This is a genomic window from Allobacillus halotolerans (assembly GCF_018967645.1).
Lineage (GTDB): Bacteria > Bacillota > Bacilli > Bacillales > Alkalibacillaceae > Allobacillus > Allobacillus halotolerans.
This window is the reverse complement of the sequence record NZ_JAHLZF010000025.1, coordinates 19,655-31,990: the sequence shown is the minus strand read 5'-3', so window position 1 is coordinate 31,990 and position 12,336 is coordinate 19,655. Positions and strand designations below refer to the sequence as shown.

Here is a 12,336-nt window from a genome sequence, read left to right as displayed (position 1 = left end):
CGCGCCGAGCCGCCCGACCAAGCATCCAGCCACCCGATCGCACGCCCGTCCCACACCCCCACAGTCACACATCTGTCACAAATAAACTAAATTCATCTCTAAAACGTGATATGGGTCACAGGATGAAACCGCTTTCCAAATTACAATAAAGGTACCAAATCGATAAGGAGGGCTCACACAATGAAAGATCAAAAGGTTACAAAAATCGAGGATGCTAAAGAAATGGAAGAAGTACATGATGAAAGAGGCGCATTCTGGTCGTCCATAATCTTTGTAGGTGGGTTTATCTTCGCTCTATACGTTGTTTATTACTTGCTTTATATGATAAGAGTTGGCATTTAATCAGAGGAGGGAAAAATCATGCTCAAACATGAAAAAATATGGCTCACAGTCAGTAGTGTAATGATTATAGGTTTTATGATTGCAACCGGAATACAAACGTTTGCATTCGGCATGGGACCACCAAGTGAAACGGAAAGAGTCGATCCGCAAAAGGTCGATGAACATGAAGTATTCTCTGAACCAGGTGTTTATGAAGTAGGAGAAAATAAATACGAAGTCGTTATGACACTGGAAATTTTCAGCTTTAACCCAGGGGATATCGAAATTCCAGCGGGTTCCGAAGTGACGTTTAAAATGACATCGAAAGACGTGACCCACGGTTTCCAAATCGCAGGAACGAACGTCAACGCGATGGTCATGCCAGGATACATTCAAACCATCACTCAAACGTTTGATGAACCAGGCGAGTACTTGATTCTATGTAATGAATACTGTGGATCTGGTCACCAACTAATGGCAACGACCATCACAGTGGTTTAAAAGGAGGGGAGATCAAATGGCTTTAGCGCAAAAAATACAAGAGAAAACACAAAAAGCGTTGGGGGCACACCCAGCGGACGCGAAAATCTCGAAATCTTACTTTTCCATATCATTTATCGCATTATTAGTCGGTGGGGTCCTCGGCTTGCTGCAAGGACTCAACCGCGCAGGATTGCTAGAACTACCAACTTGGCTCAATTACTACCAAGTATTAACCGGGCACGGACTGTTTCTTGTACTCGTATTTACATCATTCTTCGTCGTCGGATATTTTTACGCAGCACTTTCCCATAACTTAGGCGGCTTACAACCGAAAGTACGTAAAATGGTCTGGAGCGCATTTTGGTTAAAAATCATGGGTGCCGTAACAGCTGTCATTCCGATCATTCAAGGGGAAGCAAGTGTCATGTACACCTTCTACCCACCAATGGCAGCGTCACCTGTATTCTATATCGGTCTCGTCCTCTTCGTCGTCGGGATCTGGATGGCCGCATTCGGCGCATTCATCCAAGTGGCGAATTGGAGAAAAGCAAACAAAGGACAGCATTTACCGATTCTATCTTATTTCGCAACAGGGGTATTCGTCCTACTATTATTCTCAAGTCTCTTCGTAGCAATTGAAGTATTCATGATTCTTCCATGGTCACTTGGCTGGGTTGATACAATCAACGTCATGCTTTCCCGGACATTATTCTGGGCATTCGGCCACACGCTCGTGAACATTTGGTATCTAACGGCTGTATCAGCTTGGTACACCATTATTCCAAAAGTACTCGGCACACGCCGTTTCAGTGACACATTGACAAGAGTCGTCGTCATGTTACTCGTTATCTTGAACATCCCAGGTGGATTCCACCACCAAATCGTAGACCCAGGGATCACCGAATCGGTGAAATACCTACACGTATTTATGAGTCTAGCAATCGGGTTCCCATCATTGATGACAGCCTTCGCGATGTTCTCTATCTTTGAAAGAAGTGGACGCGAAAAAGGCGCCAAAGGACTCTTCGGTTTCTTTAAAAAATTACCTTGGGGCGATGTTCGCTTCCTCGCACCGATGATTGCAATGATCGCATTCATCCCAGCAGGCGCAGGCGGAATTGTCCAAACAACGAACCAATTGAACCAAGTCGTACACAACTCCCTATGGGTAGTCGGACACTTCCACCTAACCCTAGGAATGACCGTCGCATTGACATTCTTCGGGGTCAGCTACTGGCTCGTCCCATATGTCTCTGGACGCGTACTGACAAAACGAATGAACAAACTCGGTGTCATCCAAACATGGATATGGACCATCGGCATGACCTTGATGTCTGTTGCCATGCACCTTGTCGGATTACTTGGATCACCAAGAAGAACATCTTACTCAAACTACTTTGGAAATGAAACAGCATTAGGCTGGGATCCATACTTGATTTTCCTAGCTGTCGGCGGAACACTCTTGATTATCGCCGTCGTCCTGCAAGTGTACAACATGTTCCACTTAATGTTCCGTGCACCAAAAGGCGATTCCGAATTCATGGTTGAACCGGAAGCCGTTGGCGGAAACAAAACACCATTCTGGACAGAACGCTGGAGTCGCATCATCGTCCTAATGTTGATTGTCATCGCCATGGGATATGTCATCCCATTGACAGACTTTATCTTTAACGCACCACCAGGATCACCGCCATTTAAAACATGGTAAGCTAATCCAGACAACTTAGAATCGAACATCAGATTGACGGATCAGTACCGCTAAAATCGTGGTTTATTGATCTGGGGGAGATCAATGAAACAATAAATCAAACATCCATCCAAAAAAGTTTTCCCTAAAAAAAGAGGCCGACTCCCCCCTTAATGAGCGGTCTCTTTTTGCTAATTTACTTCTCGACCAAAAAAGGTTGTAGACAGGAAGTGAACAAAATGAATCCATTGAAAATTTCCATCGCAGTCGTTTTGCTATTCAGCTTTGGATTGTTTTTCATCGGCACGGACGGCTTCCAAGCATTCACCGCAGAAACCGCCCGGACCAATGACTTAATCGAAACACAACCCGAATTTCCGGAAGTCACATTAGAAGACAGCCATGAACGCACCTATTCGTTTTCTGAATTTGAAGGCAAGCACGTGTTCATTACGTTCATGTATACCGCATGTACCAGCGTTTGCCCGCAACTCGAGATGAATATGTACAACGTCTATAAACAGCTGCCGGAAGAAGCAGTTGGGGAAGATATCGTATTTTTAAGCATCAGCTTCGACCCGGAAAATGACGACCCAGAAACATTGTCGACATACCGCGGTTATTTTGAAAGCGACGGAGAAACGTGGCGCATGGCAAGAATTCCCGATCAAAAAGAACTCGACCGCCTACTCGAAGAATTCGGCGTCATTGTCATACCAGATGATAACGGTCACTATACGCATAACTCAGCTTTTTATTTAGTGAATCGTGAAGGTAATCTGACCGATGTCATGGATTATACGAAAGTTGATGAAGCGGCCGACAAAGTGAATGCCATTCTAGCCAACGAGAAGGGGGTATAAGCATGCAACCAATTATCGGGCTAATTATGTTTTTATTTCTTATGCTTCCTCCTGTCGCCAATTTGCTAGAATCAATTATGATTTTTCATATGCATATGCAAATGCCGTTGATCGCCATATCAGGCTTCCTAATGGCACCGTTCTTCATGGAAAAATTTCCGAAGTTTTTCGCCAAATGGAACGAACGCGGCATCCCGGGAATCATCCTATTTACACTCGTCATGACCTATTGGTCGATCCCGCGAGCAATGGATGACGCACTGACAATGTACTCCGTCGAACTATTTAAATTCATCAGTCTCGCATTCCTGGCCGGTGTCCCACTACGCGCCAGCTGGATGAAACTAACCGACTTCTGGAAAAACGCTGTATTCGTATTTTTCACTCTACAATACGGCTTAATGGGACTCATTTACTTGATGTCTGACAGCCAACTCTGCAACAACTACTTGCAGAGCGAACAAATCACCCTTGGCTGGGGCTTCCTGACCGTCGCGATTGCGCTACTAATCTATTTAATTCAACTAGTGATCATCGACCCATCTGATTATGAATAAAGCTGTACTCCTGGTGAGGGAGTGCAGTTTTTTTGTTTTCCCGGCACGGAATTTTAAGTAGAACATTTTTGCCGAGGCAAAAATGAACCCTTTAATGTTTAGTAGGGTTTTTCACTAGATTTTGAGATTGGACGTTGTGACTTGATTGCTGATTATCCGATTAACAGGAGCAGCCGCCCGACGACGCGATCGAGCCGCCCGACAAAGGGTGTCGAGCCGCTCGACAAGCGCGCGCCAGCCGCTCAACAAACGCGCGCCAGCCGCTCGACAAACGCGCCGAACCGCCCGACAACGCGCTCCAACCGCCCGACAAAGGGGGTCGAGCCGCCCGACAACGCGCTCCAACCGCCCGACAAACGGATCGAACCGCCCGACAAAGGGGGCCGAACCGCCCGACAAACGCATGCAACCGCTCGACGCGTGCGCCGAACCGCTCGACAAGCGCACGTAACCGCTCGACAAAAGAGCGGAACCGCTCGACAAGCGCACGGAACCGCTCGACAAGCGCACGGAACCGCTCGACAAGCGCGCGGAACCGCTCGACAAGCGTGCGGAGCCGCTCGACAAGCGCGTGTAACCGCTCGACAAACGCGCGAAACCGCTCGATAAACGCATGAAGCCACCCGACATCAGCCACCAACACTGCGGAATTTGTCGAAAGCTCAACATTATCCAACAAAACCATCAACAAATCATCAAATCATCCGATATAAATAACGTTGCCATTAATCGAGGGCGTAGAGAAAGAAAACTACATAAAAATTGAGAGGGTACCTTATGACGACAACTTATGAAAACAGCAGCAAAAACATAACTACACTGCTGAACGGAACGATTCAATCGATTCAACAAACGATCCCGATTCCCGTTCAAATGGGGAAACCAAGCGCGGACACAAAGGAACTACATACACAATTCGGCGTGTTAATCGGCATTACCGGCCACGTAAAAGGCCAACTGCTATTTTCCGGTGACCATACCGCTTTTGGTGTCATCGGCAAATCCATGTTCGGCATGGAGCTTAGCGGAGAAATGCTGAACTCATTTTGCGGAGAGTTTGGCAATATGATCGCTGGTGGACTCGCAACGATCGTCAGTGAGCAAAGTGTCTCCATTGATATCACTTCACCGACACTTATTGAAGGAGATATGCGCATGACCGGCTTCAAACGATCGCTTTCAATTCCATTCACCATCGAATCAACCAATGAACTCACCATCTATTTACTACTTGACCAATAATCATAGACAGAAAGGAAATCCAACATGAAGAAAAAACAAACGAAACAAAAACGGTTCAAGCGATTCAAAGACTGGAGCATTCGAACAAAACTACTATCTACCTTTTTAATTATCTTGATTGTTCCTTCATTATTGATTGGAATTGTTTCCTACGATGCCGCTAAAGAAGAAATTTCCGACCAAGTGATGAATGCTGCGTCGACAAACATTCAAGTGATTGACGATGAAATCAACCAATTAATTAACCAGAAAGCTGAAACACTCAACTATTTAGCGACGGTCATTAACCGGTTCACTTACAATAAACCAGATCAGATGGATGATATGTTATCGCAATATTATTTGACGAATAGCGATACAGCATCCGTATACGTCGGAACGGATGCAGGGGAGATGTATTCCCAGCCAACGATGAATGATTCGAGCTATGACCCAACTGAACGCGACTGGTACAAAAAAGCGATGGAGTCAGCTGGAGAAGTCATCGTCACTGCACCTTACCAAGATGCTGATACGGAGGAAATGGTCGTGACGGTCGCTCAGTCGACGAATGACCAATCCGGCGTTGTCGGTATCGATGTGGAATTAGAAGAGCTCGAAACTTTAGCAAATACGATGGAAATCGGTGAAGAAGGATATGTCATTTTAATCGATCAAAATAACCGCTATTTATCTCACCCAACAGAAGAAACGGGCACGCCAATCACAGAACCATGGAAAGACACAATTGCATCTACCGAGAACGGACACGAAAGTTATATGCATGATGGCGATTCAAAGGAAATGATGTTTGCTACGAGTGAAAAAACTGGATGGAAAATTGTCGGCACGATGTATACATCGGAATATGATGAAGCGGCAAGCGGTATTTGGAAAACAACCCTTGTTGTTATGGGCATTGCAATTGCCATTAGTATCGCCGTCATCTTGTTTGTCACGAGACAAATGACCGTGCCACTGAAAAATTTGACTGAAAATGTTCGTTCAATGAGTCAAGGTGACTTAACCGTTGATGTAGAAGCCCAATCCAAAGATGAAATTGGGCAGCTATCAGCCGGCGTCAAAGAAATGCAACAAAACTTGAAAACGCTGATCGGCCAAGTCCAACACGCCTCCGAAAATTTAACTGGACAAAGTGAAGAAATGACCCAGTCCGCCGGCGAAGTAAAAGAAGGATCCGAGCAAATCGCAGCGACCATGGAAGAACTCGCATCAGGTGGCGAAACACAAGCGAGCAGTGCGGGGAACCTCTCGACATCGATGGAATCATTTACGGAACGGATGCGGGATGCCAACGAAAACAGTAAAGAAGCATATGAATCATCCGAGCAAGTACTGGAAATGACCACCAATGGCGCAGACTTGATGAAACAATCCGTCACCCAAATGGAAAACATCGACAAAGTCGTTCAAACAGCAGTTGAAAAAATGGGCGGACTAAACGACCAAACCGAGCAAATCTCTGAACTCGTCGCCGTCATTCAAGATATTGCGGATCAAACCAACCTATTGGCATTGAACGCAGCTATTGAAGCAGCACGAGCTGGTGAACACGGGAAAGGCTTCGCGGTTGTCGCAGATGAAGTCCGAAAACTTGCTGAACAAGTCGGCTCATCCGTCACAAGCATCACAGGCATCGTCAACAACGTCCAAACGGAATCAACAAACGTCGCCGAATCACTTAGAAGCGGCTATACCGAAGTCGAAAAAGGCCGTAAACAAATCGAACAAACCGGCGAAACGTTCGAACAAATCGAAACATCGATCCAAGAAATGACCAGACGCATTCAAAACGTGTCCGATAACATTAGAACGATGAACTCGAACACCGACGACATGAATGCATCCATCCAAGAAATAGCCGCTGTCTCCGAAGAATCCGCAGCAGGCATTGAACAAACAGCAGCTTCAGCCCAGCAGTCTTCAAGCTCCATGGAAGAAATTTCACGAGCATCTGAAGAACTGGCGAAACTCAGTGAGGAACTGACGGAGCAGGTGAAGCGGTTTAAGGTGTAACAAAAAAGCAGCGTAAGCACCAGATAAAATGGAAGGCTTACGCTGCTTTTCTAATTTAAGAAATATTATTTATTCTGATCATTACGCTCACTGCGCAATTTACTCAACCGATTCTCTAAAGACGTTTTTCGATCAGCGTTGGTATCAATAAGCATTATGTCACTGACTTCACCATTCTCAATGGTCACTTCAACCTGACTACCGGTTTGAACTGAGTCCGGTAAACGGTTAGCAGGCAAAAGAAAATCCTTTTTATCATCCTCCACTAAAATAACCGCCTGTCCATCTTCAATACGGTCAAGTACCCCTTCATATTTACTCATTCGATGACCTCCTTAGCTGTACAATCATTCTTTCACACAAGCTATTCCTTCTTCTTTAATATCAGCCACCCGGCCCTCACCGATTCCATAAATTCGTTTCAAGCCATTCAATGAATGGTGTGGTCGTAGCTCGATCAATTCCTCTGCACGTACTTCATCAATGTGAACAATATCATACAAATCTTCTAAGCTAGCTGAATTAATATCGATGCACGAGTCATGTGGGTTTGCAGGTTCCTCTTTTACATCTTTCAGAAAACCAGGCTTTTCTTTCTCAACGGTGGCTTCATTCTCCGTTTGAACCGAAAAATCTTTACCATCTGACTCAATGACAATCGTGCCGTGCGCATCGGTCCCATACAAGTCAATTCCCAATTTCCGCATCAGTTCAACCGTCTCATGGTGCGGGTGACCGTAATCATTGTCTAGACCAGCCGAATAGATGGCAATTTCCGGGTTAACCGCTTGAACAAAATCCGGTGTGTTGGAAGTGCTAGATCCATGATGTCCAAGCTGGAAAATATCTGCTTTCAAATCCAATCCACTCGCTAGCATTTCTTCTTCAGCACTAGCTTCAGCATCGCCAGTAAATAAAAAGCTCACGTCTCCATAAGTCACTCGCGTTGAAATCGAGTCATCATTAAAATCGCCAGACAGTTCAGTCGGGTGGTAGACTTCCACCAAGAACGGCCCGATTTCAAACTCATCGCCAGAACGCGGCTCAACATAAGATGCATCAGACTGTTCGATGGCTGCCAACACATCTTCAAATGCACCGGTCGTATGTACATTACCCGTCATCCATACTTCCTCAACCGGAAATTCTTGAATTATTTCATCTAATTGGCCGATATGATCCGCATGGATATGAGTTCCTATGACAACATCCAATGACTCAACAGACTGAGAGTGCAAGTAAGGGACGACTTCATCCCCTGTCCAATCACCGGCATCGATTAATAGATTGTAAGTTTCTTCATCCTCCGTCGCACGAAGCAATGTCGCATCGCCTTGGCCAACATCGATAAAGTGGACGGTTAAATTCCCTGCTAAAGCTTTTTCGGAGTTGCTTACTTCTTCAACATCCTGATTGATTTCTTCTGCTTGCTCAATTTCAAGCGCTTCATTCGGCCCTTCTTCGACATCTTTTTCCTTTGCATCCATTTCACTGCAACTTACTAGAAGAATAAACGTCAATAATAATAGAGTGATTTTTTTCATGGTGTTTCCTTGCCTCCAAACGAATTCCCTCACTCATTGAACCAAGAAACAAACAAAATCACAATGCAACAAAATAACCAAACTGGTGACAAAAATCACTAATCCAGGTAAAATGAAGGGAAGCAAGGAAGTGAAGTGATGGACAGTAAAAAGAAACTACAACTAGGCTGCTTGATTTACATAGTATTCGGAATCGTAATTACTTATCTATATTTCACACAAACAGACGCAGACCTATTCAGAAAATACTTTGACTGGAGCGACTTGTTTAATTTTTAGAATCTGTTAAGGTTTATTGTTGACTTTCGAATGATATACACTGAGTTGTTGAATTGTGAGAAGCTAAGGTGGCGACTCCTGCGGGAATAGCACGAGTCTCGAGACACCGCAGGAAGTGCCTTTCTTCCGAGGAGGCTCGAGCCGTGCCCGCGGAAAGCGCCCACCGATAGCGGATCACAATATCAACAACGGACTTTAATAAAGACGATTTTTAAAGAACTAATAGAGAGGATCGAATAAATGGAAACGAGAAAAGGTAAACGCAACCAAAAAAAAGGAAACAAAAAAGGCTTAAAAATTGTTTTAATTGTGCTGGGAGTATTGCTGTTAGCAGGCATCATCTACTTTGCCTATTTATATAAACAAGTAGACAACGCCGTCTCAGAGATGTATCAACCACTCGATTCAGACCAAGAAAAGAAAGAAGAAATTGAACAACGCTTCAAAGATCGAGATACAATTAACGCATTGTTGTTAGGTGTCGATGAACGGAGTGGCGATAAAGGTCGGTCAGACACAATGATTTTCCTATCCTTAAATCCGGATACGAATAAAATGCTGATGCTCAGTATCCCACGTGATACGTATGTCAACATTCCAGGCAGAGGTATGGATAAAATCAACCACGCCTATGCATTCGGTAACTCAGAGCTTTCTGTTCAAACAGTCGAGGACTTTTTAGATACGACGATACACTTTTACGGCAAAGTGAATATGGAAGGTCTTAAAGATGGCGTCGATGCACTTGGCGGCGTGACTGTTCAGAACAATCGTCAATTTACCCAAAGCGGAAAAACATTCGAAACAGGCGAACTACATTTGAATGGAACTGAAGCATTAGCTTATTCTCGTATGAGAAAACAAGACCCTAAAGGTGACCTAGGTAGAAATGATCGTCAACAACAAATTATCGACGCGATGATCGATAAAGGAATGAGCTTCGGGTCATTTACGAAAGTACAAAACATTTTAGATGCATTAGGATCAAACGTAGAAACGAATTTACAAATGGAAGAAATGCGTAAATTATTCATGGACTATCGGGGAACACGTTCAGAGACAGTCCGTGAAGATGTAAAGGGAAGCGGCTCGAGAATGAATGGTATCTGGTATTATGTGGTTTCGGATGAAGAGAAAGTGAGACTGCAACAATTGGTGGATGAACATGAAAAACAAAAGTAAAAACGGTTGAAATGAGGGTTAATCATGCAAAAGATTAAAAAAGCAATCATACCTGCAGCAGGTTTAGGAACTCGCTTCTTACCGGTAACAAAAGCATTACCGAAAGAAATGTTACCTATTATTGATAAGCCTACGATTCAATATATTGTAGAAGAAGCAATAGCATCCGGAATAGAAGATATCATTATTGTCACAGGTAAAGGAAAGCGGGCGATCGAAGACCATTTCGATCATTCGTTAGAATTGGAACAAACGCTAGAGAAAAAAGGGAAGTTCGATTTATTAGAAAAGGTTAAAAAGTCATCGAACGTTGATATCCATTATATTCGTCAAAAGGAACCAAAAGGACTTGGACATGCCGTATGGAGTGCACGAAAGTTCATTGGTAATGAACCTTTTGCTGTTCTGTTAGGTGATGATATCGTTCAAGCTGAAACACCTGGACTAAAGCAACTGATTGACCAATTCGATGAAAAGCAACGATCTGTAATCGGTGTACAGACTGTACCGGATGGAGAGACCGACCGATATGGAATTATCGATCCATCCGAAAAGGACGGAAGACTTTATAAAGTAAAAAACTTTATCGAGAAACCAGCATTAGGCGAAGAGCCATCCAACCTAGCAATCATGGGTAGATATGTTCTGACACCTGCGATTATGGACTTATTAGGAGATCAAGAGCTAGGCGCCGGGAATGAAATTCAATTGACGGATGCCATTCAACGCCTCAATGAATCCGAATCCGTTTTTGCCTATGACTTTCAAGGTAAACGTTATGATGTCGGTGAAATCTCCGGTTATATTCGCACGCTGATTGAAATGTCTTTGGAAAGAGAAGATATCAGAAAAGATTTATTGCCGTTTTTAAAAGAGTTGGTTGATAAATCGTGATCAAAAAATCCTCCAGATTTTCGGAGGATTTTTGTCGTTAGTCTCTTGATTATTGTTAAAATTCACGCTTTATCTATTAAATTTAATTCACACCTACAATATGGTATAATTTCTTGAGTATAACTTTGCAATTTAGAAGGAAGGCATGGCATGAAAAAGCCAATAACCGTCGTTTTTTTTATTTACTTTTTAGGTTCAGGTGGGGCAGGAAGAACGTTCTTGAACATCCTGAATAACATCGACCAAGACAAGTTTCGGCCTGTATTGGTTACGTGCAATTACGAAGGTAGTTATGAACCATTTCTAAATAAAAATATTAAATTTATCAAACTCGATACAAAGCGATTACGGAAGTCTATTTTTCCGTTAGCGAAAATCATTCGAAAAGAGCAAGCGGACATCGTTTTCAGTACGATTCCCAACTACAATGTAATCGCGATTTTAGCACGAATATTATCGTTTACACGTGCGAAGAATGTCATTCGGGAAGCGGCTTTCCTAGGTGGCGACCGAAAAACGAATGCCAAACTTAAGATTTATGGCTTTTTCTATCGATTTGCGACAAAAGTGATCGCATTATCCAATGGCGTCAAAGAGAATTTGATCCGCCGCTATAATGCAGACAAAACGAAAGTGCAAGTGATCTATAATCCGATCGATGCAAAATCAATTCGTGAAAAAATGAAAGAAAACATAGAACATGATTACGTAACAAACGATAAGAAAACCATCGTCACTGCTGGTCGGCTAGTCGAAGATAAAGATCAGCAGACATTGATCAAAAGTTTCGCGTTACTTGCTACAAAAGTAGATGCACAGTTATTGATTCTTGGTGAAGGACCACTGGAAGAGAAATTGAAAGAACAAGCGATGCGATTAGGTATCCAAGACCGAGTACATTTAGTCGGCTTTCAGAACAACCCTTATGCGTTTTTCCACCGAGCAGATCTCTTCGTCTTGACGTCGAAACGAGAAGGCTTTGGTCACGTATTGGCTGAAGCATTGGCTACAGGTGTTCCGATTGTTTCAACAAAGTGTGAGCCAGGTGCAACAGAAGTATTGGAAGATGGTAAATACGCGAAGCTTGTGCCAATAGGAAATGCAGAAAAACTGGCTAAAGCAATGGAAGAAATTCTGATGTTACCAAATGAAGAAAGAAAAGCAATCATCGAAAAAGGATACGAACGGTTAAATGACTTCGATGTCCATAAGATTGTCAGACAGTACGAAGAAGTATTTCAAGAAGCAGTGAAATGAGTAGGAGATGA

At 43.6% G+C, this 12,336-nt stretch carries 14 protein-coding genes; 11 read left to right on the top strand and 3 right to left on the bottom strand.

The annotated features are described in order from the left end of the window. The first annotated feature begins 180 nt into the window (after window positions 1-180). From KQ486_RS12875 to KQ486_RS12855, 5 genes are all read left to right on the top strand, one after another. On the top strand, window positions 181-342 hold the full coding sequence (locus KQ486_RS12875) for a hypothetical protein (protein WP_186278643.1): 162 nt from the start codon (window positions 181-183) through the stop codon (window positions 340-342). Window positions 343-360: 18 nt separating this feature from the next. Continuing rightward, a complete protein-coding gene (locus KQ486_RS12870) occupies window positions 361-822 on the top strand; it encodes a cytochrome c oxidase subunit II (protein WP_216687865.1) in 462 nt (153 codons plus the stop codon). Between the two features lie 16 nt (window positions 823-838). Then, window positions 839-2,512: a cbb3-type cytochrome c oxidase subunit I gene (locus tag KQ486_RS12865; protein WP_216687864.1), complete on the top strand. Its 1,674-nt coding sequence runs from the start codon at window positions 839-841 to the stop codon at window positions 2,510-2,512. A gap of 218 nt (window positions 2,513-2,730) precedes the next feature. After that, entirely contained in the window at window positions 2,731-3,354 is a 624-nt protein-coding gene (locus KQ486_RS12860; RefSeq protein WP_216687863.1) for an SCO family protein, read from the top strand. A gap of 2 nt (window positions 3,355-3,356) precedes the next feature. Further along, a complete protein-coding gene (locus KQ486_RS12855) occupies window positions 3,357-3,911 on the top strand; it encodes a hypothetical protein (RefSeq protein ID WP_216687862.1) in 555 nt (184 codons plus the stop codon). A gap of 114 nt (window positions 3,912-4,025) precedes the next feature. Here KQ486_RS12855 and KQ486_RS12850 read toward each other — a convergent pair whose 3' ends face one another. After that, window positions 4,026-4,526 carry a hypothetical protein gene (locus KQ486_RS12850; protein WP_369127215.1) on the bottom strand — a complete coding sequence of 167 codons (501 nt, stop codon included), beginning with the start codon at window positions 4,524-4,526 and terminating at the stop codon, window positions 4,026-4,028. A 162-nt stretch (window positions 4,527-4,688) separates the two neighbouring features. On the opposite strand from KQ486_RS12850, the gene KQ486_RS12845 reads away from it, so the two are divergent. After that, entirely contained in the window at window positions 4,689-5,153 is a 465-nt protein-coding gene (locus tag KQ486_RS12845; protein ID WP_216687860.1) for a chemotaxis protein CheX, read from the top strand. A 24-nt stretch (window positions 5,154-5,177) separates the two neighbouring features. Continuing rightward, window positions 5,178-7,169, top strand: coding sequence for a methyl-accepting chemotaxis protein (locus KQ486_RS12840; RefSeq protein WP_216687859.1), 1,992 nt, complete (start codon window positions 5,178-5,180; stop codon window positions 7,167-7,169). A 65-nt stretch (window positions 7,170-7,234) separates the two neighbouring features. Here the strand turns inward: KQ486_RS12840 and KQ486_RS12835 are convergent, their stop codons facing one another. Beyond that, window positions 7,235-7,492: a DUF3006 domain-containing protein gene (locus tag KQ486_RS12835; protein ID WP_216687858.1), complete on the bottom strand. Its 258-nt coding sequence runs from the start codon at window positions 7,490-7,492 to the stop codon at window positions 7,235-7,237. Between the two features lie 24 nt (window positions 7,493-7,516). Then, complete coding sequence (locus tag KQ486_RS12830; RefSeq protein WP_216687857.1) at window positions 7,517-8,713, bottom strand: MBL fold metallo-hydrolase; 1,197 nt, start codon at window positions 8,711-8,713, stop codon at window positions 7,517-7,519. 138 nt (window positions 8,714-8,851) lie between these two features. Here KQ486_RS12830 and KQ486_RS12825 point away from each other — a divergent pair, with 138 nt between their 5' ends. The 4 genes from KQ486_RS12825 to KQ486_RS12810 all read left to right on the top strand — a co-directional run bounded on the left by KQ486_RS12825 (window position 8,852) and on the right by KQ486_RS12810 (window position 12,325). Further along, a complete protein-coding gene (locus KQ486_RS12825) occupies window positions 8,852-8,992 on the top strand; it encodes a hypothetical protein (RefSeq protein WP_216687856.1) in 141 nt (46 codons plus the stop codon). 240 nt (window positions 8,993-9,232) lie between these two features. Beyond that, window positions 9,233-10,174 (top strand): LCP family glycopolymer transferase, encoded by a 942-nt coding sequence (locus KQ486_RS12820; protein ID WP_216687855.1) that lies wholly within the window; start codon window positions 9,233-9,235, stop codon window positions 10,172-10,174. Between the two features lie 24 nt (window positions 10,175-10,198). Next, a complete protein-coding gene (galU, locus tag KQ486_RS12815) occupies window positions 10,199-11,068 on the top strand; it encodes a UTP--glucose-1-phosphate uridylyltransferase GalU (RefSeq protein WP_216687854.1) in 870 nt (289 codons plus the stop codon). Window positions 11,069-11,218: 150 nt separating this feature from the next. After that, window positions 11,219-12,325, top strand: a complete 1,107-nt coding sequence (locus tag KQ486_RS12810; RefSeq protein ID WP_216687853.1) for a glycosyltransferase — start codon at window positions 11,219-11,221, stop codon at window positions 12,323-12,325. Window positions 12,326-12,336 lie beyond the last annotated feature (11 nt).

What these genes read in the sequence shown, in the direction of transcription:
- KQ486_RS12875 (WP_186278643.1), top strand. Translation starts at nt 181, where the DNA reads ATGAAAGATCAAAAGGTTACAAAAATCGAGGATGCTAAAGAAATGGAA.
- KQ486_RS12870 (WP_216687865.1), top strand. Translation starts at nt 361, where the DNA reads ATGCTCAAACATGAAAAAATATGGCTCACAGTCAGTAGTGTAATGATT.
- KQ486_RS12865 (WP_216687864.1), top strand. Translation starts at nt 839, where the DNA reads ATGGCTTTAGCGCAAAAAATACAAGAGAAAACACAAAAAGCGTTGGGG.
- KQ486_RS12860 (WP_216687863.1), top strand. Translation starts at nt 2,731, where the DNA reads ATGAATCCATTGAAAATTTCCATCGCAGTCGTTTTGCTATTCAGCTTT.
- KQ486_RS12855 (WP_216687862.1), top strand. Translation starts at nt 3,357, where the DNA reads ATGCAACCAATTATCGGGCTAATTATGTTTTTATTTCTTATGCTTCCT.
- KQ486_RS12850 (WP_369127215.1), bottom strand. Translation starts at nt 4,526, where the DNA reads ATGCGTTTATCGAGCGGTTTCGCGCGTTTGTCGAGCGGTTACACGCGC.
- KQ486_RS12845 (WP_216687860.1), top strand. Translation starts at nt 4,689, where the DNA reads ATGACGACAACTTATGAAAACAGCAGCAAAAACATAACTACACTGCTG.
- KQ486_RS12840 (WP_216687859.1), top strand. Translation starts at nt 5,178, where the DNA reads ATGAAGAAAAAACAAACGAAACAAAAACGGTTCAAGCGATTCAAAGAC.
- KQ486_RS12835 (WP_216687858.1), bottom strand. Translation starts at nt 7,492, where the DNA reads ATGAGTAAATATGAAGGGGTACTTGACCGTATTGAAGATGGACAGGCG.
- KQ486_RS12830 (WP_216687857.1), bottom strand. Translation starts at nt 8,713, where the DNA reads ATGAAAAAAATCACTCTATTATTATTGACGTTTATTCTTCTAGTAAGT.
- KQ486_RS12825 (WP_216687856.1), top strand. Translation starts at nt 8,852, where the DNA reads ATGGACAGTAAAAAGAAACTACAACTAGGCTGCTTGATTTACATAGTA.
- KQ486_RS12820 (WP_216687855.1), top strand. Translation starts at nt 9,233, where the DNA reads ATGGAAACGAGAAAAGGTAAACGCAACCAAAAAAAAGGAAACAAAAAA.
- galU (WP_216687854.1), top strand. Translation starts at nt 10,199, where the DNA reads ATGCAAAAGATTAAAAAAGCAATCATACCTGCAGCAGGTTTAGGAACT.
- KQ486_RS12810 (WP_216687853.1), top strand. Translation starts at nt 11,219, where the DNA reads ATGAAAAAGCCAATAACCGTCGTTTTTTTTATTTACTTTTTAGGTTCA.